The following is a 25,913-nucleotide window of genomic DNA, read 5'->3' on the forward strand; positions in this document are numbered from 1 at the left end:
TTTTTTTCGCCCTGCGTACATGCCAGTCTGTTGCGGCGCCTGGCCTTGCGACACCATGTCTTCACCGCGATCCGCTTCCGGTTCGCCTTTTGCTTGCGGTGAGGCATGGTTCGAATACTCTTTCTGGCGGCGAGCTTGTCAGGCTTGGCAGGCTGCACGATGCCCCTGGCCAAACGGCCGGCGGGCACCTCCTGGCAGGCCTCGGGACCGGCCGAGCAGGGCTTTCGCTTTGACTGGCACTTGTCAGGCGACCCCGCCGTCGCGCCGATGCAGGTGTTTGACGACGGCCGGGAAACCTGGCTGCAGTTTGCGCCGGGTCAGGCGCTGCCGGCGATCTTCGGAGTGGGTCCCGAAGGCGAGCGCGCCTTGCCCTATGTGCGTCGCGAACCCTATGTCGTGCTGGCGGGCGGTTGGCGTGCCCTGGCTTTCCGCGGCGGCCGATTGGCGGCCCGCGCGCAGCGCGGGCAAGATGCCGCCGCGCTCGCGCCCGCAGCCCCCACGACAGCCTTAGCCGCAGTTCCGGCAGCGCAGGCCGGGGCGGGTCCGCTGGCGCCGCTGCACGAGTCCGGCGCCGTTGCTGTCCAACCTGTCTCCAGCACGCCAACGGCTCCGCAAGCGCCACCTCCCGTCGAGCTGTTCCGGGCGGCGCCGCCTGACGCGACCTTGCGCGCGGTGCTGGTGCGCTGGGCTGACATGGCGGGCTGGACCTTCCAGCCGCAACATTGGGCGGTCGATGTCGACATCCCGTTGGCGGCCTCGGCGGACTTCCCGGGCGATTTCAAGTCCGCAGTACGCGGGCTCCTCGGCGCTACCGAATTGGCTGAAAAGCCGTTGCAGCCGTGTTTCTACGGCAATCGGGTGCTGCGTGTCGTGCCCCTCGCTCAATCCTGCACGCGGCTGACCGCGACGCCGGGGGCCGCATGAATCTTCGCCATGCCATTGTCCTGGTGCTGTTCGGCCAGCTTGCCGGCTGCGCGCTGACCGAGCAGGTTGTCGCCCTGCGCCAGGCTGCCGAACGCAAGCAGGCCGACGCCACTTCCCGGCATCAGACCTTTGCCGACAGCCTCACCGATCGAAACGCCCGACAGGCCGCCCAGGATGTCGCCACACCCTGGCTGGCGGGCAAGCCCCAGCCGCTGGCGCGCGAGGTCTCCCTGCCGCCGGCCTTGCGCGAGAACGTGCAGACCACGCTGATGCTGGCCGACGACGCTGACCTGTCCACGCTGGCGCAGCGCTTGGCCACTGCCACGGGCATGCCGGTGCGCGTCAGGCCCGATGCGTTGCTGCCGCTGGACCTGTTCCTGCCGCGCCTGGCGGTCAACGGCGCTCTGGCCACGCCTGCTGCGCAACGCTTCGAGGTCCGTGCCGGTTCGCAGCCGCTGGCCGATCTGCTTGATGCGGTGGCGGCTCGCTATTCGGTGCATTGGCGTTACGAACATAACGCCCTGGAGTTCTATCGCACCGATACGCGGGTGTTTGATTTGCGTGCGCTGTCCTTGGCCAGCAAGGTGGATGTGCGGCTGGGACGCGCAGGGCGGGCCGAAGCGGAAGGCTTCGAAAACACCTCCAGCACATCGCTGTCCGGCGGCGAGCACAAGGCACTGGCGATCCTGCGCGCGCAGGCCCAGGCGTTCCTGACCCGTTCGGGCGTCATCGCCGATGCGGTCGAAGGCGAAACCGCGCTGGTCATCACTGATACGCCCGAGGCATTGGAACGGGTAGGCCGCTTCTTCGAGCGCGAAAACAAGGCGTTGACGCGGCGGGTCCGGATCGTGTTCGAGGAAATCACCGTGATTTCCCGCGACACGGCATCAGGGGGCATCGATTGGAGCGCCGTCTATGCCGCGGCCGGGGGAGCGGCGCGGCTGGCAATGCCGGCGGTGCCGGCTGCGGCCTCCGGTGCACTCGAGGTGGCGGCGGGGCGTGGGCCTTTCGATGCGTCCAAGGCCATCCTGTCGGCGCTGAGCACCACGGGGGCGGTCGTGCGGCATAGCAGGGTGCCCGTCCTGACCCTCAATCGCCGGCCCGTTACCCACGCCGTGCGAACCACGTTCTCGTATATCGACCGGGTGCAGAGTACGGCGGTACCGGGCATGACGGCAGACGGCGCCAACAGTTCATTGCCTGCCGTGTCCATCAGCCAAAAGGAAGAAACCGTTGGTTCGTTTCTGACCTTGGTGCCCGACGTCCAGGACGACGGCCAGATCCTGCTGTCCGTCGCCTACGACAACGCGGTGGCTCAACCCCTGAAGACCGTCACCTTCGGCGAGCGGGGCAACCAGGTCCAGGTGCAGCAGATCACCGTGGATGGCAACGGCACGGTGCAGCAGATAGAACTGCGACCGGGCCAGCCCGTCATCGTCTCCGGGTTTGACCGTAGCCAGGATCAGCATGATCGCCAGCGCCTGGCGCCGGGGCTGCCGTTGGCGACAGGCGGCCAGGATAGTGCCGCCACCGAACGCGTGACGACGCTGATCCTGATTACGGCCCAGGTCGAAGAGGGGTTCTGATGCGCCCATTTTCCGGCACCTCCGGTGTGAATCGAGCGCCGCAATATCTTCTTGTCGAATGCCCTGGCACAGATCGCGGGCTGGCGTTCGGTCTGCGGTGGCACGCGTTGATCGGCTCCGATGTGGCATCGTTGGCCCGCGCGCGCGGCCGCCGCCTGCGAGCCACGCATTATATAGTGGCCGGATCGCCTGCCACCGTGGCGGGGTATGGTCGGGGCACGCTGCACGGTGCGCGGCGCTGGCGCCGTGCGGGCGCCGTGGTCGCCGCGTCACGCCAATTGGCGGCGGCTCAATTGTTTGCGTTGCGCTACCCCGATGGGGGGCATAGCCTGGTGCCTCTGCCGACCGGGCAGCACTGGTTGGTGGCGGCGCACGGCGGCACCGTGCTGTCGCAGGCAGACCGCCTGTTCGATTCTCATGACGAGGCGCTACGCGAACACGCGCGGCTGATGAGTGCTCGGCCTGACCTGGCTGGCCGCGATGCGCGTGAAGTCTACGCCGCGCTGTTGGAGGCGGTCGATCCCGTCGCCCAGCTGTCCGTGCTGCCGTCGCGGTGGAACACGTTGCCCGGCGTGCTGCGCTGGTTTCTCGCCTGCCTGGCGCTGTCGGTGGTGGCGCCTGCATTGTGGCGCCAGTTCGTCGCGCCGCCTTCGCGCACCGAGGCGCCTGTGTCCCGGCCACAGGAGGCCGCCGATGTCGCTCGCCGGGTGCGACACGCCGTGCTGAGCGCCATTCCCGCGCATGGCGCCACGGAAATTGCACGGTTGCTGACGTCAGTCGCGAAAGTGCCGATCGAGGTCCAGGGCTGGGCCCTGCGGCGTGCGCAGTGCGATGCGCTTGCCGAGCGCTGGTCCTGCCGTGCCAGCTACACCCGAGTGCATCCGCTGGCCACCAACCAGGGCCTGTTCGCAAGGTTGCCGCGCGGTTGGCATGTGTCGTTCAGCCCGCTCGAAGATGCCTCGCTGTCCTGGCAGGTGGTTTCGGATGTCCAGGACTTGGCCCACCAGACACTGCCGACGTCCCTGCAGGTCGATACGGGGGCGACGGTGATCCTGCAGCAATTGCGGCCGGCGTTCACCTCGATTGTCATGTCACCCGCGGTGGTGGCATTGCCAGCGGCGGCCAGTGTCGCCGCTGCGGCCGCGGGGCCGGATGCGCCGGCCGTGCCGACACCCGACATACGTGCGCGGGCGCTCACGCTGAATGGACCCTTGCGGTCCTTTGCCTTGTTGCCGGGCCGGCTTGGCGTGGCACGTTGGTCCCGGCTGGCCGTGAATATCCAGCCTCAACTCCGGTCCAGTCTCAACGCAAGCACGCTGGTCGCCGAATTGCAGGGAGTCCTATATGAACAGCATTAGCATCCGGCAACTGTCCAGCGGCGTCCTGTCGCTACGGCGGGGGGTGGTCCTGGTCGGCAGCGCCATCCTGGTGGCCGGGGCAAGGGCGCAACCGGCCGTCGAACCTGCCGACCCGCAGGCCTGGCCGGAAGCGGATACCGTCCGCACCCTGCTGCGCGCGGACGCTGCCGCCGCGCTGGCCGATTGCCGGGTGCCGGGCATTTGTCCTGTGAAGGCAATGGCAGTGCCGCAGACGACCCGCTCAGTACCCGACGACATACGCGTATCGGCCATCTTCGGGGTGGCCCGGCGCTTGCAGGTGGAGCTGATCGTCAACGGTGCCTTGCTGCGCTACCAGGCGGGCCGGGCCGCGCCGGTAGCGGGGGCAACGGTCTCTCAGGCGTATCAATTGATCGCGGTAGAAGACAGTTGCGTGCGGCTGCGCCGCGATGACCGTGATGTCCGTGCCTGCCTGGACATGGGGAGCCCCGCGCCATGAATTCGTCATCCGCCTCCTCCGGCGCCCTGGGGGCCGCCTTGTGCTCGCTGAACGCGCCCGAAGACATCGCACGTCTCGATCCCGCCTTCTCGCGGGCGCTCGGCCGCGAGTTCGATCTCGCCGCCATGGCGGGGCGTCTTTGTCCGGTGCTGTTCGAAAACGGCGATGTCGCCATCTTCGCGGTCAAGGAGTTCTGTGTCGGCGACGCGATCGATGAGGTGGAGCGCATGGTGCGGGCGCAGGGTTACCGGCTCGCCAAGCCGTCGCGCTATCTGCTGCCGGCGGCATTGCTGCTCATGGTCGCGCGCGGCCAGCTTACCGCCCACGGCCTGTCCCGTCGCAGTGGTCCCCGGCAGGCTGCTCGCACGTCCGCGCTGGCGGCATTGTTCCTGGATATCGTCGGGTGGGGCGTGGGCCAGGGGGCCAGCGATGTGCATATCAACATCAACCAGCGACGCGAGGGGTGCGAGGTCCGCTACACCATCCACGGGGAATACGTCGTTGCCGAACGGTTCGCCGGACTGTCCAACGCCACCTTGCTCGAAGTGCTGGCGGTGGCATGGATGGATGTCCGCGGGGGCAATGGCGCGGTGTTCGATCCTGCGCTCGAGCAACAGGGGCGCATCGCGCTGGAATTGGCCGGCGTCCCCGTGGTGCTGCGGTGGGCGTCGCTGGCCACCGATGCGGGGCCCTCGGTATGCCTGCGCATACTGCGGCTGGATGCCACGGGCGGCAGCGATCTGCGCGCGCTCGGCTATCTTCCGGGCCAGGTGGCCACGTTGCTCGGCGCGCGCGAGCGCGAGGGCGGGGCCATCGTGCTGGCCGGTGTGGTCGGGGCCGGCAAGTCCACCACGCTTGCTGCGCTCATGCGCGGCATTGCCCCGACCCGCAAAGTCATCACGCTGGAAGACCCGGTCGAATACGTCATCGGCAATGCGCTGCAGAACAGCCTGGGTGGCTCCCTGACCGCATCCGGCTGGCCGGCATTCGATGCCAAGCTCAAGACCATCAAGCGTTCAGCCTTGAACGATCTGCTCATTGGCGAAATACGCGACGTCGACACCGGGCGCGCCTTCATGGACCTGGCCAGTTCGGGCATCAGCCTGTACGCCACGACGCACGCCGGGTCGGCGGCGATGATTCCGGAGCGCCTCGCCTCGGATGCCATCGGCGTTTCGCGCGAGTTGCTGGCCGCGCCCGGCATCCTCAAACTGCTGGTCTACCAGACCCTGCTGCCCAGGTTGTGCCCGGCCTGCGCCTGGCCCGCGGCGCAACTCTGGGGGACAGCGCAGCGGCGTCATGCTCCGCACGAAGCCGAGCATTGGCGGGTCTGGATGGCGGCACTCGAGCGGACCTTCCTGCTGGACGTGGCCGCACTCAAGGTGCGTAATCCGGACGGCTGCGCCGAGTGCCGTCGGCCGCAGATGCCCGAACTCAACGGCACGATCGGCCGCAGCGTGGCGGCGGAAATGATCGAACCTGAACACGCCGCAGGCTTCCTGGACTGTGTGCGCAAGCGGGATTACGCGCCGCTGCGTCCCCCGGCAAGACCCTTGCCGGACGCTTCCTGGCGTGACGAGGCCACTCGGGGCGCCAAGGCACTCAACAGTGCCCTGTTCAAGGCAGCCCAGGGTGAGGTGGACCCCCGGGCCTTGCTGCGTCGTTTCGACCTGGGCTTGTGCCAGGCGGCCGCGGTCGCGCCGGAGACCACCCATGGCTGAGCTCGTGCCGCAGGCGGTCTCCTGGCACCGCCGCTTCCACGCCGGCCTGGGGCTGCGATGGGATGCCTGGCGCTTCTTGCCGCACCGTGCCGATTACTACGAGTACCTCGCCGACCTGATCGATGGCCTGCAGGGCCGCCGGACCTTGCGCGATCTGTTCGAGGACGACGCGCGTCGCTATGGGCCTGGCTCGTCGCGCGGCCGCCTGTCGCAGTACTGGGCTGCGGCCTATCAAGACGTCGGCGGAGACCTGGGGGCGGCCTGGCAGGGCACCTTGCCCACGTCGGAATGCCTGCTGCTGGCCTGTGTGCAGCAAGAGGGCGGCGATCTTGCCGCCGCGTTGCGCGATCTGGCGCGAGCGGCCAGGCTGGCTGCCGAGGCGCGTTTTGCCCTTGTGTCCACGGCGGCCGCCGGCGTGGTCGCCGCTGCCGTGGCGCTCGCCATGCTTTGCGCGATTCCGCTGTTCACCGCGCCGCGCCTGCAGCAGGTATTCCAGGCGTTGCCGGCCGAAGACTACGGCCGGCAGACCCGGGCCTTGTTCGCATTGGCGGCGGCTGCTCGCCATTGGTTGGTGCCTTGGCTGGTCATGGTGGCGGGCCTCGGAGGGCTGACCCTGTGGTCGTTGCCCCATTACACCGGCGCCGCCCGGGCCTGGCTGGACAGGCGATTGATCTGGCGTCTGCACCGGGATTTCCACGCCATCCGGTTTCTTTCCTTGCTGGCGGTGCTGGTGCGCCAGCATGGCGCTGCCGATACGCGGCTTCGGCGCGCGCTCACCGTACAGGGGCGTGGCGCGCCCGCGTGGCTGGCCATGCACCTGGAACGCATGCTGATGCGTATCGATGGCGGTGCCACCGATGCCCAGATCTTCGATACGGGCCTGCTGGACCCCGAAACCTGGTGGTTCATGGCGGACATGATGGGGGCGTTGGGCATGGAAGCGGGCCTTGAACGCGTCCGGCTCCGGGTCGAAACACGGTTGCTGGCGCGGGTGCGGCTGCAGGCCGCCGTGCTGCGTTGGGCATTGCTGATCGGCTCGGTCGCCACGGCTTTGGGCATCACGTTGTGGCATTACGCGGTCATAGACGAATTGCGCCTGGCGCTCACGAATTTCTACGCCAGCCGCTGATTGCGGCCAGGCTCATTGCGGTAGCGGTTTTTTTTCACCATGGAGAGGCGAATGGAACAGTGCAGGGCAGGCATCGCGGGCGGCGGGCGCGAGCGAGGGTTTTCGTTGGTGGAGGTGTCCATCGTCACGGCGATCGTCCTATTGATCGCCATTGTCGGCATCCCGGCCATCGGCAGTTACGTCATCGAAAACAAGGTACCCAAGGTAGCCGAGGAGTTGCAGCGCTTCATCGTCAGCATGCGGGTCAACGCGCAGGGCGGCGGCATCACGCCCTATGCCGGGCTGGATACGGGCGCCATGGCCAATATGCTGCGCGATTCCAGCGTGTTGTCGGTGCAGGGCACGGGCGCCTCGGCTCGCATCGCACACGGCCTGGGGGGAAGCGGAACGGGCAGCAGCGGGGTCGTCCGGGTCGCTGCGGCGTCGCTGGACGGTGCGGGGGTAGGGGCGGCGTTCACGGTCACCTTGAACAACGTCAGCAATGCGGCTTGCCCGGCGTTGGCCTCCGTATTGCAGCGCGTGTCCGAGGTCATTTCGATCGAGGGCGACAACGGCTCCGGCGTGGTCAAGAATGCCCTGGCCGTGCCCGCCATTCCCTACCGCGCGGCGTTGGCCCAGACCCGCTGCAGCCAGGGTGACACCAACACATTCGTGTTCACCGCCAAATGAACAGGTACGCGAAGTCCGGGGGCACAGGGTGCGGGCACCATCGCAGGCCTGGCGGGAACGCCGGGCAAACGTCGGCGGGGCAGGGCGGATTCTCCCTGCTTGAATTGGCCCTGGCGTTGGCATTGACGGCCATGATCGCGATCTGGGCATCCAGCCAGGTGGCACACCGCATCGAGGACTCCGCCGCACGCGCCACCGGTGTCTGGCTGGCCCAGGTGCGAGCCGCGATGGAGCAGACGCTGTTGCGACATTTCGACGCCTGGGCCGCGGGTCAGGTGCCGACGGCAGGGGACGGGTCTGCCCTGTTCGCTGATTCCTTGGCGCCGACGCTTGATGAACTGCGCCGGGTCGGCGCGTTGCCGGCCGGTTTCCCCGCGCAGTCAGCTCTGGCCTTTGGCGTACAGGTCCGGATCGTGCGCACGGCGACGTGCCCCGGGCAACCTTGCCGTCTCGATGCCCTGGTCTTTGCCGACCGGCCATTATTGAAACCGGGGACGCAATATCCCGACCTGGCTGCCATCGCGGTGGTGATCGAGTCCGCGGGCGGCTATGGCGGCGCGGTGTGGCCAACGGCGCCCGCCGCGTTGCGGGGCACCGCTTTCAACTTCGACAACCCCGCCGCACCGGGTGCACCGACCTATCCGCCGGGTACCGTCGTGTCGTGGGCGGGCCTGGAACGTTCCGAGGCAGACAAATACGTCAAACTGCGTGACGCCCGGGATCCGGACCTGCAGGGCAACCTGACGGTTGCCGGTCGGCTGCGAGGGGGCGAATACCTGGAATTGCAGGGGCAGGCACGCCTGGGCCAGGACTGCCACGGGGTGCCTGCGGGCATTGCCCGTGCGCAATCCGGAGAACTGCTGAGTTGCCAGGCAGGGCTGTGGCAGCAGGCCAGTGGGGGTGATTTTGGCGGCGCATTCAGCCTTAACCATCCCCGAGGGTGCGTCCAGCAAAGCGGTGAATCCACGGCCAACCCGCGCACGGGCGCCTGCAGTTGTCCGCCGGGGTACTCGGCAGTGCTGGTGTCGGCGGGGGGCGTCTGGGATGCCGAGGTGGGCTGGACCATGGGGTACGTCTGCATGCGCTGAGGGCAGGCGGGCCTGGCAGCGCAAGCCGCCGACTACCCTCTATAATCAACGATTCGCCTAAATCCTGCTTCATCCAAGATGAAATCCTCCGAGATTCGCCAGCAGTTCCTGCAATTCTTCAAGTCCAAGGGACACACCATCGTTCCTTCGTCGTCGCTCGTGCCGGGCAACGATCCGACCCTGCTCTTTACCAATTCGGGCATGGTCCAGTTCAAGGACGTGTTCACAGGCAAGGAATCGCGGTCGTATACGCGGGCCACGTCGTCGCAGCGCAGCGTGCGCGCGGGCGGCAAGCACAACGACCTGGAGAACGTGGGCTACACCGCCCGCCACCATACGTTCTTCGAAATGCTGGGCAATTTCAGCTTCGGCGACTACTTCAAGCGCGACGCCATCCAGTACGCCTGGGAGCTGCTCACGCAGGTCTACAAGCTGCCCGCTGAAAAGCTCTGGGTCACCGTCTACCAGGAAGACGACGAAGCCTACGACATCTGGGCCAAGGAAGTCGGCGTGCCGGCCGAGCGCATCATCCGCATCGGCGACAACAAGGGCGCCCGCTATGCCTCGGACAACTTCTGGCAGATGGCCGACACCGGTCCCTGCGGTCCCTGCTCGGAAATCTTCTACGACCACGGTCCCGACATCTGGGGCGGCCCCCCGGGATCGCCCGAAGAAGACGGCGACCGCTACATCGAAATCTGGAACCTGGTGTTCATGCAGTTCGAGCGCGATGCCGCCGGCAACATGCCGCGCCTGCCGCGCCCCTGTGTCGACACCGGGATGGGCCTGGAACGCATTGCCGCCGTGCTGCAGGGTGTGCACTCCAACTACGAAATCGACCTGTTCCAGCACCTGATTGCCGCCGCCGCTCGCGAAACGGGCGTCAAGGATCTGGAAAACAATTCGCTCAAGGTCATCGCCGACCACATCCGCGCCTGCTCGTTCCTGATCGTCGACGGCGTGATCCCCAGCAACGAAGGTCGCGGCTACGTGCTGCGCCGCATCGTGCGCCGTGCGCTGCGTCACGGCTACAAGCTGGGCCAGACCAAGCCGTTCTTCTATCGTTTGGTGCCCGACCTGGTCGCCGAAATGGGCGAAGCCTACCCCGAGCTGGCCGCCACGGCCGAGCGCGTGGCGCAGGTGCTCAAGCAGGAAGAAGAGCGTTTCGGCGAAACCCTCGAACACGGCATGCGCATCCTGGACACCGCCCTGGCCAACGTGCCCAAGGGTGGCCAACTGGATGGCACTACGCTGTTCACGCTGTACGACACCTACGGCTTCCCGGTGGACCTTACCGCCGACATCTGCCGCGAGCGCGAGGTCGATGTCGACATGGCCGGCTTCGAAGTCGCCATGGAACGCCAGCGCGATCAGGCGCGCGCCGCCGGCAAATTCAAGATGGCCGAAGGCCTCAGCTACGAGGGCGCCGAAACGCGCTTCGAGGGCTACGAAAAGCTCGAGCTCGACAACGTCAAGGTTACCGCCCTGTACGTCGATGGCACCCAGGTCAAGCAGGTCCAGGCTGGCCAAAGCGCCGTCGTGGTGCTGGATGCCACCCCGTTCTACGCCGAGTCCGGCGGCCAGGTGGGCGACACCGGCCTGCTCGAAGCTGCGGGCGTACGCTTTGCGGTCGCCGACACCCTGAAGATCCAATCCGGCGTGTTCGGTCATCACGGCACCCTCGAAGAGGGCACGCTGTCGGTGGGCGATACCCTGTTGGCGCGCGTGGACGCGGTGCGCCGCGCCCGCACCGTGCGCAACCACTCCGCCACCCACCTGATGCACAAGGCCTTGCGCCAGGTGCTGGGCGCCCATGTGCAGCAGCGTGGCTCGCTGGTCGATCCCGACAAGACGCGTTTCGACTTCGCGCAAGATGCTCCCCTGACTGCCGAGCAGATCGCGCGCGTCGAAGCCATCGTCAACGCCGAAGTCCTGGCCAACCAGCCCACCGTGGCCCAGGTCATGGCCTACGACGACGCGGTCAAGGGCGGCGCCATGGCGCTGTTCGGCGAAAAATACGGCGACACGGTGCGCGTGCTTGATATCGGCTTCTCGCGCGAACTGTGCGGCGGCACCCACGTCAGCCGCACCGGCGACATCGGCCTGTTCAAGATCGTGTCCGAAGGCGGCGTGGCTGCCGGCGTGCGCCGTATCGAGGCCATCACGGGCGACAACGCCCTGGCCTGGGTGCAGAACCAGAATGCCTTGCTGACCCAGGTGGCCGGCATGCTGCGCAGCACGCCCGCCGACCTGCCGGCCCGCATCGCCCAGGTGCAGGACCAGGTCAAGCAGCTCGAAAAAGACCTCGAGCAATCGCGCAACAAGCTGGCTGCCAGCGCCGGCAACGACCTGGCCAGCAGCGCCGCGGTCGAGGTCAAGGGCATCAAGGTCCTGGCCGCGGGTATCGGCGATGTCGATCCCAAGGCCCTGCGCGGCATGGTCGACAACCTGAAAGACCGCCTCAAGCCCGCAGTCGTGCTGCTCGCCACCGGCTCGGCCGATGGCAAGATCAGCGTGGTGGGTGGCGTGACCGCCGACCTGACCGACCGCATCAAGGCCGGCGACCTGGTCGGCTTTGTCGCCAGCCAGGTGGGCGGCAAGGGCGGCGGCCGCCCCGACATGGCCATGGGCGGCGGCACCGACATCGCGGCCCTGCCGGCCGCGATCGCCAGCGTGCAGAAGTGGGTCGATGAGCGTCTCTGACATGGTTGCCGAATCCGGCGCACAGGCGCTGTCCTTCGACCAGGATGTGGATGCCAGCGGGCTGACCTGCCCGCTGCCCATCCTGCGTGCCAAGAAGGCCTTGGCGCAGATGGAGAGCGGTCAGGTGCTGCGCGTCATCACCACCGACCGCAACGCCATCCGCGACTTCCAGGCCTTTTGTCGCCAGACAGGCAATGCGCTGGTTGCGCAGCACGAAACCGACGGCCGCGGCGTGCACTATTTGCGGCGCCGTTAGGCATGTTGCGCCCCCAATAAAAAGGCCAGCCTGCGAAGGCTGGCCTTTTTATTGGCGGGCAACGGCCTACTTGTGGATCGCCGCTGCCACGGCCTGGGTAATGGTGAAGTCCACCAGGTCGCCTTCCTTCAGTTGCGCCAGGCGGGCCTGCATGGCGGGGTCTTGGACCTGGATGGTGCGAAGGCCGCCCTGCGGGCCTTTCAGCGTGACCAGGTTGGCGCTTTTATTGATATGCCAGATCTCGGCCGTGATGCGGGTTTGTCGGCCGGCCGCGCCACCGGGCTTGGCGCCCTTGGCGCTGCGGGTGGCGGCTGTGTCGGTGACCACTTCAGGGGCGCCCGAACCGGCGGGGCGCACGTCGACGGCCACCGATTCGTAGTAATCCAGTGTCAGCGTGTCGCCTGGCTTGATCTGCTTGAAGTTGCGCACGTCCGGTCCGGCCTGGACATCGACGACATTGCCGTTGGCGCCTTGCAGCGTGATGGTCCGGGTGGCGGGGTCTACCGCCGTGACTTTGCCTGTGGCGGTGGTCAGCGCCGCGCCGAGCACCCGGGCCGACGCCGCCAGCGGCATCGCCAGCATGCCCGCCAGCAAACCTGTCAAAGCCAGCCGTGCGACAGGGGTGAAGACAGCTTTACGGTTCTTCATGTTGCACCCTCCGGAAGAGGAAGTTTGAGGGAAACGCCGATTTCTGCAATCAGGTATATTCTTCAAACGCGCTGACAGGCAGCACAGGGGTGCCCGACGGGCTACACTCTGTCTGCGGCGGGCTCCGGCCCGTATTTAGGGATTTCTAGAATACCCGCATGTGGTGTTTTAGAACACAAATCCCGCGCGACTCCCGATTTTTCAGCACCTGCATTTGCCAGCCGGCTTCTTTAAGTGCTAGAATTTCCCGTTTTTCACAACTAATTCAAGGGATTACCTATGGTGGTGATTCGCCTGGCCCGCGGTGGGTCCAAGAAGCGTCCGTTCTACAACCTGGTGGCCACCGATTCGCGTAACCGTCGCGACGGCCGTTTCATCGAGCGCGTGGGTTTCTACAACCCCGTTGCCAACGAAGGTACGGAAAACCTGCGCATTGCGCTGGATCGCGTGCAGCACTGGACCAGCAACGGCGCCCAGCTGTCGCCGGCTGTCGAGCGTCTGGTCAAAGACTACTCGGCCAAGGTTTCCGCCGCGGCTTGATTGCCCGCGTCGTTTAGCCTGAACCCTGCTAGTTTTTACTACGCTAGATAAAACCGACTGCCCGATACATGTCTGATGCCGCAACTTCCAACGCGGCGCCTGCGGACTTGATCGAGCTGGGCCGCATCACTGCGGCCTACGGTGTGAAAGGCTGGGTCAAGGTGCAGCCGCATTCGGCCAACGCCGAAGTGCTGCTCTCAGCTTCTCAATGGTGGTTGACTCGCCCTGTGCCTGAATTGGCGCGGGGCGCTGTCGCGTCTGCGCCTGTCGCATACAAGGTCGTGCAAGCCCGTTCGCAAGGTGCCACCGTGGTGGCCCAGTTGAGCGGCATCGCCGATCGTGACCAGGCCGAAGCCCTGCGCGGTTTTTCCGTGCAGGCGCCGCGGGGTTCCTTCCCTGCGCCCGAAGAAGACGAATACTACTGGGTGGATCTCATTGGCTGCTCGCTGTACACCACGGCGAGCGGCGAATCCGCGCTCATCGGCGTGGTGGACGAAGTCCTTGATAACGGCGCTCATGCCGTCTTGAAGGTCTTGTGCCAGAAGGTGGGGGCCGATGGTCCCGAAACCCTTCTGAACGCCAAGGGAAAGCCCGCCGAAATGCTCGTTCCGTTCGTACGCGCGCACATACACGCTGTCGACCTGGCCGCTCGCCGCATCGATAGCGACTGGCCCGCGGATCTCTGATGCGCATTGACGTCGTTACGCTCTTTCCCGAAATGTTCGGGGTGGTGCGCGACCTGGGTGTCACCGGCCGGGCGCATGCCCAGGGCCGGTGGTCCCTGCATGCCTGGAATCCGCGCGATTTCACGCACGATATACACCGCACTGTGGACGACCGCCCTTATGGCGGCGGCCCCGGCATGGTGATGATGGCGGCCCCGCTCGAGGCCGCCGTCGGCGCTGCCCAAGCCGCGCGCGCGGCGCAAGGCCTGGCGCCGGCCCCCGTGGCGCTGCTGGCGCCCGTGGGCAAGCGCTACGACCAGGCAGGCGCCGAGGCCCTGGCCGCCAGCGATGGCTTGATCCTTATCTGTGGCCGCTACGAAGGCGTCGACCAACGCTTCATCGAGCGCTGCGTCACGCATGAAATCTCGTTGGGCGACTTCGTCTTGTCCGGCGGCGAAATCGCGGCGCTTGCCGTCATCGACGCCGCCGTGCGCTTGTTGCCCGGCGTCCTGAACGACGGCGATTCTGCCCTGCAGGATTCCTTCAACGACACCTTGTCCGGCTTGCTGGACAGCCCGCATTACACGCGGCCCGAGGTGTACGAGGGCGCATCCGTGCCCGCGCCGTTGCTCAGCGGCCACCACGCGAATATCGCGCGCTGGCGCCGCGAGCGTTCGCTGGCGCTGACAGTCACCCGCCGGCCTGAACTCATCGAGTCGGCCCGCGCACAAGGCTGGCTGACCCTGGCCGACGAGCGTTACCTGGCCGAGCTGGCCGGCGAACCCTTGCCCGAGCCGAAGAAAAAGCGCCGTTTCTCCAAGCCCAAGACGGCGTGATTCGTTGCGGTGCGCCATGCCGGCGCACGCGTAGTCCTGCCATGGCTCGAGAGGGCCGCGCGGCAGGGCGCCCTGGTGTTTGACCCTCTAATCCGCATTGCCCCACCGCTAGGGATGTTCCTAGGTTGTGGCGCTTTCCCGTGCTCCTTAGTATTGAAAATTATATAAAAATGAAATTTTCACATGAGCCGATCCTCTTCCTCGTTGCGTGTGGATTCGCCGCTGCCCAAGCCGGCCGCGTTGGCGGGGCGTCCCGAGTCCGCGGTGGATCTCTGGCTGGGCCAGCAACTGCGTCAGTTGCGCAAGGGCCAGGGCCGCTCGCTGGCTGATGTGGCCCAGGCCTGCGGGATGTCGCTGGGCCTGCTCAGCCAGATCGAGCGGGGCCTGAGTTCCGCCTCGGTCAAGACGCTGCACCAATTGGCGCGGGAGTTCGGCGTGTCGGTCAACGCCTTGCTGCGTAACGCCGAGCACACCGAAGGCGAAGACGGCGGCCGGGTCGCCCGGGCCGGCACGCACCGCTACATCGACTTGCGCGAGAAAGGCATCGTCAAAGAGATGTATACGCCGCCGGCCTGCCACAGCATGGATCTGTGCCGCTGCACCATCGAGCCGGGTGGTTCGACCGGTAACGAGCTTTTCGTGACGGGGCAGGGTGAGCAGATCGGCGTGGTGCTCAAGGGCTCGCTTGAGCTGTGGGTGGGCGACCGCGTCGTCCTGCTCAACGAGGGCGACAGCTTTTGCTATGCCAGCAGCACGCCGCGGCGCTGGCGCAATCCCGGGTCGCAGGCGACCGAGGTCATCTGGGCCATTTCCAATATCACTCAAGCCGCGGGGGACGAGACGCAACGGGCGCGTTGAGCGCGCGGGCAGTAAAGCGGCGCGATGACACTGGGGATCATCCGCCTTCCAGGCAGCGCCTGGAACTCTTTGCCACGATGAGGAAATGTCATGAAATTCAAGACTCTGGTTGTCTCTGTATTTGCAGCATTGTCCACGGCCGCGGGCGCGCAGGCCCAAACGGTGGTGAAAGTGGGCTCGACGCCCACCGGCAGCCCGTTCACGTTTCTCGATACCAAGACCAACAGCATAGAAGGCGTGATGGTCGACATCGTGAAGGCGGTCGGCAAAGAGGCGGGGTTCGAGGTGCAGATCGAGCCCATGGCCTTTTCCGCGCTGATCGGTTCGCTCACGTCCAAGCGCATCGACATTGTCTCGGCGGCCATGTTCATCACGCCGCAGCGCCAACAGGTGGTGAGCTTTTCCGAGCCCGTGTATCGCTACGGCGAAGGGTTGATGGTGCTCAAGACCGACAACAAGGAATACAAGTCCTTCGCCGACATGCAGGGCATGACGGTGGGCGTGCAGGTGGGCACCGCCTTTGTCGAACCCATCCAGAAAAGCGGTGTTTTCAAGGAAGTGAAGCTCTACGACAACCCGCCTGACATGATGCGCGACGCCAACGCCGGCCGCATCCAGGGCGGCTTCATGGACTTCCCCATCGCCGCCTACATCCTGACCCAGGGCAACTATCCCAACCTGAAAATGGCGCAGTCCTACCAGCCTACCGTCATGGGCAGCCTGGGGCTGGCCACGCGCAAGGACGACACGGCCTTGCTGGACCGCATCAACAAGGCGCTGGTCAAGCTGAAGGCGGACGGCTCCATCGACCGCATCCTGAAGAAGTGGGGCCTGGGCGCCTGACGCCGGGTTGAGGGTGGGGCCGCCGGGGCATGCGCCCGACCTGCGTGCATCGTGCGCGCGGGCGGGCCGGGCACGGCCGGCGCCCGCGAGCGCAGTCTTGTTGGGGTGATGAAGCATGACGGAATTCTTCAAGGACGCGGCGGAATACCTGCCGATATTGCTGCAAGGCGCCAAGCTCACCATCCTGGTGACGCTGGGTTCGCTGGCCTTGTCGACGGTGCTGGGGCTGGTGTGGGCGCTGATGCGCGTCTCGGGCAACAAGTACCTGGCCAAATTCAGCGCGGGCGTGATCAACCTGCTGCGCGGCATCCCGATCATCGTGCTGCTGTTCTACATCTACTTCGTCATGCCGGACATGGGGGTGTCGCTGACGGCCGTGCAGGCCGCCATCATCGGCCTTGGTGTGGCGTATTCGGCCTACCAGGCCGAGAACTTCCGCGCGGGCATCGAGGCCATCGACCGCGGGCAGATCGAAGCCGCCATGGCCATGGGCATGAGCTGGAGCCTGACCATGCGCCGCGTGGTGCTGCCGCAGGCCGTCAAGATCGTGCTGCCGCCGTACGGCAACATCATGATCATGATGCTCAAGGATTCGTCGCAGGCCTCCACCATCACGGTCGCCGAACTGGCCTTGCAGGGCAAGCTGATTGCGGTGTCCACCTTCAAGAACGCCACGGTGTTTTCGCTGGTGGCGCTGATGTACCTGGTGATGTGCGTGCCGCTGATCCTGCTGGTGCGCCACCTGGAAAAAAGGAGTGCCGCCAAATGATCGAACTCAAGGGGGTACGCAAGAGCTTCGGTTCGCTAGAGGTGCTCAAGGGCATCGACGCCGAAGTCACCAAGGGCGAGGTCGTTTGCGTCATCGGGCCGTCCGGTTCGGGCAAGTCCACCATCCTGCGCTGCATCAACGGCCTGGAACGCTATAACGCCGGCAGCATCACCGTGGATGGCGAGCGGGTGGACTGCGATGCCGCGTCCATCGTGTCGATCCGCACGCAGGTGGCGATGGTGTTCCAGCGCTTCAACCTGTTTCCCCACCGAACTGCGCTGGAAAACGTGGTGGAGGGGCCGATCTACGTGAAGCACGAGCCGCGCGCGCAGGCGCTGGAATGGGGGCGCGAGCTGCTGGCCAGCGTCGGACTGGCCGACAAGGCCGACGCCCATCCGCCGCAGCTGTCCGGCGGCCAGCAGCAGCGCGTCGCGATTGCCCGCGCGCTGGCCATGCGGCCCAAGGCCATCCTGTTCGACGAGCCGACCTCGGCGCTGGACCCGGAACTGGTCGGCGACGTGCTGGGCGTGATGCGCAAGCTGGCCGAAGCGGGCATGACGATGGTGGTCGTGACGCACGAGATGAGTTTCGCTCGCGAAGTCGCGGACCGCGTCATGTTCTTCGACGGCGGCGTGATCGTGGAGCAGGGCGCCGCCCGTGAAGTGCTGAATCATCCGCAGCACCCCCGCACGCAGGACTTCCTGCGCCGCGTGCTGCACCCCATGTAAGGAACCGCCATGCCGCAGACGCCGTTTCCCCTGTCCCCGTCGCTGTGGGCCGCCACGGCCGCGCCGCCGCCTGACACCCAGCCGCTCGTGCAATCGACCCAGGCCGACGTGCTGGTCGTGGGCGGCGGCTATGCCGGCCTGAGCACCGCGCTGCACCTGGCCGAGCAGGGCGTGCGCACGGTCCTGCTGGAAGCGCGCGAAATCGGTTTCGGCGGCTCGGGGCGCAACGGCGGTCAGGTCATTCCGGGCCTGAAATACGATCCGGACGCGCTGGTCGCCATGTTCGGCGCCGAGGCGGGCGAACGCCTGGTGCGCTTTGCCGGGGCGACGGCGGATTCGGTGTTCAACCTGATCGAGCGCCACGCGATGGACGTGCCGCATGTGCGCCAGGGCTGGATCCAGGGGGCGCACAATGCCGCCGCGCTGAACCTGGCACATGCCCGTGCGGCGCAGTGGGCCCGCCATGGCGCCGATGCGCAACCGCTGGACAAGGCCGAAGTCGCGCGCCTGATCGGCACCGACCGATACCTGGGGGGTTGGGTGGACCGGCGCGCGGGCGCCATACAGCCCCTGAGCTACGCACGCGGCCTGGCCCGGGCGGCCCTGAATGCCGGCGCCGTGATCCACACCGACACGCCTGTCACCGGGTTGCGCCGGGACGGCGGCAGATGGACCGCTACCACGGCCCGCGGCGCGACCGTCATTGCCGACCGCGTGGTGATGTGCACCAACGCCTATGGCGCTGACCTGCTGCCCGGGCTGAAAACTTCGATCATCGACGCCAATACCTTCCAGGTCGCCACGGCGCCGCTGCCCGAGCAACTGCGTGCGGGCATCTTCCCGCAAGGCCACGTCACCTCGGATACGCGCAATCTGCTGCTGTACTTCCGGCTGGACCACCAGGGCCGGCTGCTGATGGGCGGCCGCGGTCCGTTCCGCGAACCCAAAGGGCCCGAGGACTGGGCGCACCTGGAGCGGGTGATGGTCAAGATGTTCCCGCAGGTGGCGGGCGCCTCCTTCGAATACCGTTGGTGCGGGCGGGTCGCCATCACGAGGGACTACCTGCCTCATCTGCACGAACCCGAACCCGGTCTGCTGGTGGATATCGGGTGCCAGGGGCGTGGTGTGGGCCTGCAGACCAGCATGGGCCGCGCCATGGCGCAGTACGTGGTCAGCGGCGACGCCAAGGCGCTGCCGGTGCCCTTGTCGCCCGTAACGCCATTCCCGCTCTATGGCCTGCGCAGGCTGTACGTGAACGCTGTCGTCACCTGGTATCGAATGACCGACGGCGGGGTCTAGACTGGCGGGCGCGGCAGGCACGCCAGATCGGGCGCAGGGCAGCCGCGCAAAGAAAAAAGCCCCGGACCGGGGCCGGGGCTTCGAGGGGGGGGGGCGTCAGGCGTGATGCCCGCCAGGCATCAATTGCCCAGTTTGCCGCGTTGTTCGCGCACCTTCTGCAGCGTCTCGCCGAACTGCGCGACGCGGGCCTTTTCCTGTTCGACCACGGCCGCCGGGGCGCGCTCGACGAAGCTGGCGTTGGACAGCTTGCCGTTGGCCTTGGCGATCTCGCCTTCCAGGCGCGCGATTTCCTTGTCCAGGCGGATGCGTTCGGCCGCCACGTCGACTTCGACGTGCAGCATCAGGCGGCTGGCGCCCACCACCTGCACCGGCGCGCCGGCATCGGGCAGGACGTCCAGCACGTCGACCTGGCTCAGCTTGGCCAGCGCGGCCAGGTAAGGCGCGTTGCGGGTCAGCGTGGGCGCGTCGCCCTGGGCGCACAGCGGCACCTTCTGGGCGGGCGAGAGGTTCATCTCGCCGCGCAGCGCGCGCACGGCTTCGACCTGGGCCTTCAGTTCGGCCACATCGGCTTCGGCGGCGGTGTCCACGGCGGCCGGGTTGGCCTGCGGGTAGGGCTGCACGCTGACGCTGTCGGCGACGCCTTCCTTGCGCTTGCCGGCCACGATCGAGACCTTCTGCCACAGTTCTTCGGTGATGAACGGAATGATGGGGTGGGCCAGGCGCAGCACGCCTTCCAGCACGCGGATCAGCGTGCGGCGGGTGCCCAGCTGCTGGGCCGGCGTGCCCGTCTGGATCTGCACCTTGGCCAGCTCCAGGTACCAGTCGCAGTATTCGTCCCAGACGTAGCGGTACAGCGCATTGGCGATGTTGTCGAAGCGGTAGTCGGCAAAGCCGCGCGCCACGTCGGCTTCCAGGGCCTGCAGCTGGCTGACGATCCAGCGGTCCACGAACGACAGTTCGCCGGTTTCCGTGCCGGTGAGGTCATGGCCTTCGGTGTTCATCAGCACGAAGCGGGTGGCGTTCCAGAGCTTGTTGCAGAAGTTCCGGTAGCCTTCGCAGCGCTTCAGGTCGAAGTTGATGTTGCGGCCCAGCGTGGCGTAGGCGGCCATGGTGAAGCGCAGCGCGTCGGTGCCAAAGGCCGGGATGCCGTCCGGGTATTGGCGGCGCGTGGCCTTTTCGATGCTGCCGGCCTGCTTGGGGTTCATCAGGCCATACGTGCGTTTGGCCACCAGGCCGTCCAGGTCGATGCCGTCGATGAGGTCGACCGGGTCGAGCGTGTTGCCCTTGGACTTGCTCATCTTCTGGCCGTCCGCGTCGCGAATCAGGCCATGCACGTAGACGTGCTTGAACGGGATCTGGCCGGTCAGGTGCGTGGTCAGCATGACCATGCGGGCGACCCAGAAGAAGATGATGTCAAAGCCCGTGACCAGCACGCTGGACGGCAGGTAGCGTTCCAGGTCGGCCGTCTTGTCGGGCCAGCCCAGGGTGGTGAAGGGCACCAGGCCCGACGAGAACCAGGTGTCCAGCACGTCCGGGTCACGCGTGAGCGCGCCCGTCACGCCGGCGGCGCGCGCCTGCGCTTCGGCTTCGGCCTGGTCGTGTGCCACGAACACCTGGCCGTCTTCCGAGTACCAGGCGGGGATCTGGTGGCCCCACCACAACTGGCGCGAAATGCACCAGTCCTGGATGTTGTTCAGCCACTGGTTGTAGATGGTGGTCCAGTTGTCCGGGTAGAACTGGATGCGGCCATCGGCCACGACTTCCAGCGCCACTTCGGTGATGCTCTTGCCCGGGTTCAGCGTGCCTTCGGGGGCCGGCTTGCTCATGGCCACGAACCACTGGTCGGTCAGCATGGGTTCGAGCACGACGCCGGTGCGGTCGCCCTTGGGCTGCATCATCTTGTGCGGCTCGACCTTGACCAGGTAGCCGTCGGCTTCCAGCTGGGCCACGACGGCCTTGCGGGCCTCGTAGCGTTCCATGCCCTGGAACTGCTTGGGGCCGTTCTCGTTGATATGCGCATCCAGCGTGAAGATGACGATCAGCGGCAGATCGTGGCGCATCGCGCAGGCGTAGTCGTTGAAGTCGTGCGCGCCGGTGATCTTCACGCAGCCCGTGCCGAATTCGGGGTCGACGAAGTCATCCGCGATGATGGGGATGTTGCGGTCGCACAGCGGCAGTTCGACTTGCTTGCCGACCAGGTGCTTGTAGCGCGGGTCTTCGGGGTGCACGCACAGCGCGCCGTCGGCCAGCATGGTCTCGGGGCGGGTGGTGGCGATGGTCATGCCGCGCAGCGTCACCGTCTGGCCATCCTTGTCGACGATGGTCTGCGGGCCATCGACGAAGGGGTAGAGGATGTGCCACATGTGGCCGTCGGTTTCCTCAGACTGCACTTCCAGGTCGGACACGGCGGTCAGCAGCTTGGGGTCCCAGTTGACCAGGCGCTTGCCGCGGTAGATCAGGCCCTGTTTATGCAGGCGCACGAAGGTTTCCACCACGCCGCGCGACATGCGGTCGTCCATGGTGAAATATTCGCGCGGCCAGTCTGCCGAGGCGCCCAGGCGGCGCACCTGGCCGGTGATGGCGTTGCCCGACTTTTCCTTCCATTCCCAGACTTTTTCCACGAATTTTTCGCGGCCCAGGTCGTGCCGCGAAACCTTCTGGGCGTCCAGCTGTCTTTCAACCACGATCTGCGTGGCGATGCCGGCGTGGTCCGTCCCCGGAATGAATACGGTGTCGTCACCCAGCATGCGGTGGTAGCGCACCAGGCCGTCCATGATGGTCTGGTTGAATGCATGTCCCATGTGCAGCGTGCCCGTCACGTTGGGCGGCGGGAACTGGATGACGTAGGGCTTTGATTCCGTCCCTGTTTTTACGTGCGATCCGGCGGCGAAATACCCGCGCTTGTCCCACTCGGCATACCAGCGGGATTCGAGTTCGGCGGGTTCAAAGCTCTTGGAGAGTTCCTGGGAGTCGTTCGCGGGATTCGCGGCGTTCGGGGGAGCAGCTTGGGTCATTGCAGGGTTCCGGCAGACAGGGCGCCCGGTCGATGGATACGGGCAAGCAAACCGCTCATTTTAAGATGTAATGCGGTCGTATCGGCGTGTTAGAATACCGGGTTACTGTAAACCTTTTAGAAGTCCCTGAATTCATTGAAGTTTCGCCAAAATTTTGGGGGGCTCGAAGTTGGGGGCTAAAGGGTAGGCAGTGTCGAATCCCCGCCTGGGTCACAGGCGGCCGGGCCGGTCCGGGGCACGCAATCGTTCCGAACCGCTTCTCGCGCCCACAGCGCGATGTGGCTTGAAGGGTGACACCGACAAGCGCAGGCCGCGCCAGGCAATTATAGAAACCAGTCAGCAATCAGTTTTCGGAGTTCTCATGTCCATCCAACGCACCCTCTCGATCATCAAGCCCGACGCCGTCGCCAAGAACGTCATCGGCCAGATCGTCGGCCGCTTCGAACAAGCCGGCCTGAAGGTCATCGCCGCCCGCCTGGCCCAGCTGTCGCGCGCCGACGCCGAGCGTTTCTACGCCGTGCACAAAGAGCGCCCCTTCTTCAAGGACCTGGTTGACTTCATGATCTCCGGTCCCGTGTTCGTGCAAGTGCTGGAAGGCGAAGACGCCATCCAGAAGAACCGCGACCTGATGGGCGCCACGGACCCCAAGAAGGCCGCCCCGGGCACCATCCGCGCCGACTTCGCCGACAGCATCGACGCCAACGCCGTGCACGGCTCCGACGCCCCGGAAACGGCCGCCGTCGAAGTGGCTTTCTTCTTCCCCGAAATCAACATCCACAGCCGTTGATTTCCCGGAAATCGTTTTAGATATTCAGCTTTACCCAGGTCATGGAATCCGTCGAACGAATCAATCTGCTGGGGCTGGACGGCTCCGCCCTGTCCGAACTCGTCGGGCAGTGGGGCGGCAAGCCGTTTCGCGCCCGTCAGCTGCAGCGCTGGATGCACCAGCGCGGCGCCGATTCGTTCGACGCCATGACCGATCTGGCCCGGGATTTCCGCGGCCAGCTCGCATCGAATTGCCGCATCGAGGCCTTGCCCGTCAACATCGAGCAGCGCTCGACCGACGGCACCCGCAAGTGGCTGTTCGACGTGGGGCAGGGCAACGCCATCGAAACCGTCTTCATTCCCGAAGATGATCGCGGCACCCTGTGCATTTCCAGCCAGGCCGGCTGCGTGGTCAATTGCCGCTTCTGCTCGACCGGGCACCAGGGCTTCAACCGCAACCTGAAGACCAGCGAAATCATCGGCCAGCTGTGGTGGGCCAAGCGCGTGCTTGAAGCCGACATCGGCACGGCACGCCTCGAAGGCGCCCGCGCCACCGAAGACACCCGCGTCATCAGCAACGTGGTCATGATGGGCATGGGCGAACCCCTGCTCAACTACGACCAGGTCCTGCCCGCCTTGCGCCTGATGCTCGACGACAACGCCTACGGCCTGTCGCGCCGCCGCGTCACGGTGTCCACCTCGGGCGTGGTCCCCATGATGGACCGCCTCTCGCAAGACTGTCCGGTGGCATTGGCCGTATCGCTGCACGCGCCCAACGACGCGCTGCGCGACGAGCTCGTGCCGCTGAACAAGAAGTACCCCCTGAAGGAGCTGCTGGCCGCGTGCGAACGCTATCTGGCGTACGCGCCGCGCGACTTCATCACTTTCGAATACTGCATGCTGGACGGCATCAACGATACCGACCAGCACGCCAAAGAACTGATACACATTGCACGCCAGATTCGCTGCAAGCTCAATCTGATCCCGTTCAATCCCTTCCCCGCGTCCGGCCTGAAGCGCTCGTCTTCGGCGCGTGTCAAAGTGTTTGCCCAGCGCCTGATGGACGCCGGCATCATCACGACCGTACGCAAGACCCGGGGTGACGATATCGATGCCGCTTGTGGTCAACTGGCGGGAGAAGTGCGCGACCGTACCCGGATCACCGAACGGAACGCCGCGCAGCGCCAGACCATACCAATTAAACAGGTGCATGCATGACGCAGGATTTCGCTTCTGCAGTTTCAGAGACGTCCACGGGCGCCGCAAGCGGCTCGGGCAATGTGGGTTCGGCGCTGCGCACGCTGCGCCAGTCCAAGGGTTGGTCGCTCGATGAAGTGTCCAGCCGCATCAAGTTTTCCCCCAAGCAGATCGAAGCCCTTGAAAACGAGCAGTGGGCCGATCTGCCCACCGGCGTTTCGCTGCGCGGCCTGATCCGCAACTACGCCCGCCTGTTGGGCGCCGATTCCCAGGCCATCGTGGACTCGCTGGACCCCAAGGCCCGCGCCACCGGCCCCGTCAAGCTCAGCCCGGGTGCGCTGCATTCCGCGCATTCCATTCCCCAATCCAGCGCCGACGACGATCGCTCGTCGTCGACCTCCTGGGGCTGGCTGATCGCCATCGTGCTGGTGCTTGCCGCCGGCGTCGCCTATGCCTTCTGGCAGGGCTGGCTGCCGCAGCACTGGCTCGCGTTCGACTGGCTTCCCAAGCTGTCCAAGTAATTACCGGTTCCGCCGATGCAAGATTCCTCTCTGCCTTGCCAGGATGCGCCGCCGCCCGCGGTGGGCGCGGCTACCCGCCGTCACACACGTGCGGTGGCGGTCAAGTGGGGCGACCGCACGGTCATGGTGGGCGGCGACGCGCCCGTCGTGGTCCAGTCCATGACCAACACCGACACCGCCGACGCGATCGCCACGGCGATCCAGGTCAAGGAACTGGCGCTCGCCGGCTCCGAGCTGGTGCGCATCACGGTCAATACCCCCGAGGCGGCCAAGGAAGTCGTGGCCATCCGCGAACAGCTCGACCGCATGGGTGTCAATGTTCCCCTGGTCGGCGATTTCCACTACAACGGCCATAAGCTCCTGACGCAGTTTCCGGAATGCGCGCAGGCGCTGTCCAAGTACCGCATCAACCCGGGCAACATGGGCGGGGGCAAGCGTCGCGACGACAATTTCGCCCAGATGATCGAAGTGGCCTGCCGCTACGACAAGCCGGTGCGCATCGGCGTCAATTGGGGCAGCCTCGATCATGAACTGATGGCCCGCAAGATGGACGAGAACAGCCGGCGCGCCCAGCCCTGGGAAGCGCAGGCCGTCATGCGCGACGCCCTGGTCGTGTCCGCCATCAGCAATGCCCAGCGCGCCGAAGAACTCGGCCTGCGTCGCGATGCCATCATCCTGTCGTGCAAGGTCAGCCATGTGCAGGACCTGATCGCGGTCTACCGCGACCTGTCGGCGCGCTGCGACTACCCGCTGCACCTGGGCCTGACCGAAGCCGGCATGGGCAGCAAGGGCATCGTGGCGTCCACCGCCGCGCTGGCCGTGCTGCTGCAGCAGGGCATCGGCGACACCATCCGCATCTCGCTCACGCCCGAACCCGGCGGCGACCGCAGCCGCGAGGCCGTGGTGGCCCAGGAAATCCTGCAGACCATGGGTCTGCGGGCGTTCACGCCCATGGTGGTGGCCTGCCCCGGTTGCGGCCGCACCAGCAGCACGTTCTTCCAGGAACTGGCCGACAGCATCCAGTCCTACCTGCGCCGGCAGATGCCGGTCTGGCGGACGCAATACCCCGGCGTCGAAAGCATGAACGTCGCGGTCATGGGCTGTGTGGTCAACGGGCCTGGCGAAAGCCGCCACGCGGACATCGGCATCAGCCTGCCGGGCACCGGCGAGGTGCCGGCCGCGCCGGTATTCGTCGACGGCGAGCGCACGGTCACCCTGAAGGGCGACCATATCGCCGAAGAATTCCAGGCCATCGTTGAAGACTACGTCGCGCGTCGCTACGGCGCGCTCGCCTCTCATTAAAGAAAGGGTGTCGCCG

At 66.2% G+C, this 25,913-nt stretch carries 24 protein-coding genes; 22 read left to right on the top strand and 2 right to left on the bottom strand.

Annotated elements, in window-relative coordinates:
* Nucleotides 1-105: 105 nt before the first annotated feature.
* The 10 genes from ACUDP5_RS09215 to ACUDP5_RS09260 all read left to right on the top strand — a co-directional run bounded on the left by ACUDP5_RS09215 (nt 106) and on the right by ACUDP5_RS09260 (nt 11,912).
* Nucleotides 106-924, top strand: coding sequence for a TcpQ domain-containing protein (locus tag ACUDP5_RS09215; protein ID WP_445658603.1), 819 nt, complete (start codon nt 106-108; stop codon nt 922-924).
* Complete coding sequence (locus ACUDP5_RS09220; RefSeq protein WP_445658604.1) at nt 921-2,510, top strand: hypothetical protein; 1,590 nt, start codon at nt 921-923, stop codon at nt 2,508-2,510. Before ACUDP5_RS09215 ends, ACUDP5_RS09220 begins: the two co-directional genes overlap by 4 nt.
* A complete protein-coding gene (locus ACUDP5_RS09225) occupies nt 2,510-3,868 on the top strand; it encodes a hypothetical protein (protein ID WP_445658605.1) in 1,359 nt (452 codons plus the stop codon). Before ACUDP5_RS09220 ends, ACUDP5_RS09225 begins: the two co-directional genes overlap by 1 nt.
* Nucleotides 3,855-4,346 carry a hypothetical protein gene (locus ACUDP5_RS09230; RefSeq protein ID WP_263913722.1) on the top strand — a complete coding sequence of 164 codons (492 nt, stop codon included), beginning with the start codon at nt 3,855-3,857 and terminating at the stop codon, nt 4,344-4,346. The genes ACUDP5_RS09225 and ACUDP5_RS09230 overlap by 14 nt, the downstream gene beginning before the upstream one ends.
* The gene (locus ACUDP5_RS09235; RefSeq protein ID WP_445658606.1) at nt 4,343-6,067 is read left to right on the top strand and encodes an ATPase, T2SS/T4P/T4SS family; all 1,725 of its coding nucleotides are present in this window, start codon (nt 4,343-4,345) and stop codon (nt 6,065-6,067) included. The genes ACUDP5_RS09230 and ACUDP5_RS09235 overlap by 4 nt, the downstream gene beginning before the upstream one ends.
* Nucleotides 6,060-7,196 carry a general secretion pathway protein gene (locus ACUDP5_RS09240; protein ID WP_263913724.1) on the top strand — a complete coding sequence of 379 codons (1,137 nt, stop codon included), beginning with the start codon at nt 6,060-6,062 and terminating at the stop codon, nt 7,194-7,196. The genes ACUDP5_RS09235 and ACUDP5_RS09240 overlap by 8 nt, the downstream gene beginning before the upstream one ends.
* A gap of 51 nt (nt 7,197-7,247) precedes the next feature.
* Entirely contained in the window at nt 7,248-7,865 is a 618-nt protein-coding gene (locus tag ACUDP5_RS09245) for a type 4 pilus major pilin (protein WP_263913725.1), read from the top strand.
* 131 nt (nt 7,866-7,996) lie between these two features.
* Nucleotides 7,997-8,953 carry a prepilin gene (locus tag ACUDP5_RS09250; protein WP_263913726.1) on the top strand — a complete coding sequence of 319 codons (957 nt, stop codon included), beginning with the start codon at nt 7,997-7,999 and terminating at the stop codon, nt 8,951-8,953.
* A 78-nt stretch (nt 8,954-9,031) separates the two neighbouring features.
* Nucleotides 9,032-11,656 (top strand): alanine--tRNA ligase, encoded by a 2,625-nt coding sequence (gene alaS, locus ACUDP5_RS09255; protein ID WP_263913727.1) that lies wholly within the window; start codon nt 9,032-9,034, stop codon nt 11,654-11,656.
* Nucleotides 11,643-11,912: a sulfurtransferase TusA family protein gene (locus ACUDP5_RS09260; protein WP_263913728.1), complete on the top strand. Its 270-nt coding sequence runs from the start codon at nt 11,643-11,645 to the stop codon at nt 11,910-11,912. The genes alaS and ACUDP5_RS09260 overlap by 14 nt, the downstream gene beginning before the upstream one ends.
* 66 nt (nt 11,913-11,978) lie before the next feature.
* Here the strand turns inward: ACUDP5_RS09260 and ACUDP5_RS09265 are convergent, their stop codons facing one another.
* Nucleotides 11,979-12,560 carry a hypothetical protein gene (locus ACUDP5_RS09265; protein WP_263913729.1) on the bottom strand — a complete coding sequence of 194 codons (582 nt, stop codon included), beginning with the start codon at nt 12,558-12,560 and terminating at the stop codon, nt 11,979-11,981.
* A gap of 279 nt (nt 12,561-12,839) precedes the next feature.
* Here ACUDP5_RS09265 and rpsP point away from each other — a divergent pair, with 279 nt between their 5' ends.
* From rpsP to ACUDP5_RS09305, 8 genes are all read left to right on the top strand, one after another.
* On the top strand, nt 12,840-13,100 hold the full coding sequence (rpsP, locus tag ACUDP5_RS09270) for a 30S ribosomal protein S16 (RefSeq protein WP_025135207.1): 261 nt from the start codon (nt 12,840-12,842) through the stop codon (nt 13,098-13,100).
* Between the two features lie 68 nt (nt 13,101-13,168).
* Entirely contained in the window at nt 13,169-13,786 is a 618-nt protein-coding gene (gene rimM / locus ACUDP5_RS09275; protein WP_263913730.1) for a ribosome maturation factor RimM, read from the top strand.
* Nucleotides 13,786-14,601 (top strand): tRNA (guanosine(37)-N1)-methyltransferase TrmD, encoded by an 816-nt coding sequence (trmD, locus tag ACUDP5_RS09280; protein ID WP_025135209.1) that lies wholly within the window; start codon nt 13,786-13,788, stop codon nt 14,599-14,601. Before rimM ends, trmD begins: the two co-directional genes overlap by 1 nt.
* A 183-nt stretch (nt 14,602-14,784) precedes the next feature.
* Complete coding sequence (locus tag ACUDP5_RS09285) at nt 14,785-15,459, top strand: helix-turn-helix domain-containing protein (RefSeq protein WP_263913731.1); 675 nt, start codon at nt 14,785-14,787, stop codon at nt 15,457-15,459.
* A 90-nt stretch (nt 15,460-15,549) separates the two neighbouring features.
* A complete protein-coding gene (locus ACUDP5_RS09290) occupies nt 15,550-16,302 on the top strand; it encodes an ABC transporter substrate-binding protein (RefSeq protein WP_263913732.1) in 753 nt (250 codons plus the stop codon).
* Between the two features lie 115 nt (nt 16,303-16,417).
* Nucleotides 16,418-17,071, top strand: coding sequence for an amino acid ABC transporter permease (locus ACUDP5_RS09295; RefSeq protein WP_025135212.1), 654 nt, complete (start codon nt 16,418-16,420; stop codon nt 17,069-17,071).
* The gene (locus tag ACUDP5_RS09300; protein ID WP_263913733.1) at nt 17,068-17,799 is read left to right on the top strand and encodes an amino acid ABC transporter ATP-binding protein; all 732 of its coding nucleotides are present in this window, start codon (nt 17,068-17,070) and stop codon (nt 17,797-17,799) included. Before ACUDP5_RS09295 ends, ACUDP5_RS09300 begins: the two co-directional genes overlap by 4 nt.
* A gap of 9 nt (nt 17,800-17,808) precedes the next feature.
* Nucleotides 17,809-19,098: an NAD(P)/FAD-dependent oxidoreductase gene (locus ACUDP5_RS09305; protein WP_445658607.1), complete on the top strand. Its 1,290-nt coding sequence runs from the start codon at nt 17,809-17,811 to the stop codon at nt 19,096-19,098.
* A gap of 119 nt (nt 19,099-19,217) precedes the next feature.
* On the opposite strand, the gene ACUDP5_RS09310 is transcribed toward ACUDP5_RS09305, so the two are convergent.
* A complete protein-coding gene (locus ACUDP5_RS09310; RefSeq protein WP_445658608.1) occupies nt 19,218-22,112 on the bottom strand; it encodes a valine--tRNA ligase in 2,895 nt (964 codons plus the stop codon).
* A gap of 361 nt (nt 22,113-22,473) precedes the next feature.
* Between ACUDP5_RS09310 and ndk the strand changes: the two genes are divergently transcribed.
* The 4 genes from ndk to ispG are packed head-to-tail and all read left to right on the top strand — an operon-like array spanning nt 22,474 to nt 25,897.
* Nucleotides 22,474-22,899, top strand: a complete 426-nt coding sequence (gene ndk / locus ACUDP5_RS09315) for a nucleoside-diphosphate kinase (protein WP_076519905.1) — start codon at nt 22,474-22,476, stop codon at nt 22,897-22,899.
* A 41-nt stretch (nt 22,900-22,940) separates the two neighbouring features.
* Nucleotides 22,941-24,095 (top strand): 23S rRNA (adenine(2503)-C(2))-methyltransferase RlmN, encoded by a 1,155-nt coding sequence (gene rlmN / locus ACUDP5_RS09320; RefSeq protein WP_175192634.1) that lies wholly within the window; start codon nt 22,941-22,943, stop codon nt 24,093-24,095.
* Nucleotides 24,092-24,595 carry a helix-turn-helix domain-containing protein gene (locus ACUDP5_RS09325; protein WP_263913736.1) on the top strand — a complete coding sequence of 168 codons (504 nt, stop codon included), beginning with the start codon at nt 24,092-24,094 and terminating at the stop codon, nt 24,593-24,595. Before rlmN ends, ACUDP5_RS09325 begins: the two co-directional genes overlap by 4 nt.
* Nucleotides 24,596-24,610: 15 nt before the next feature.
* Entirely contained in the window at nt 24,611-25,897 is a 1,287-nt protein-coding gene (gene ispG / locus ACUDP5_RS09330; RefSeq protein ID WP_445658609.1) for a flavodoxin-dependent (E)-4-hydroxy-3-methylbut-2-enyl-diphosphate synthase, read from the top strand.
* The last annotated feature ends 16 nt before the right edge of the window (nt 25,898-25,913 follow it).

The sequence above is a fragment of the Achromobacter sp. NCFB-sbj8-Ac1-l genome (assembly GCF_052695805.1).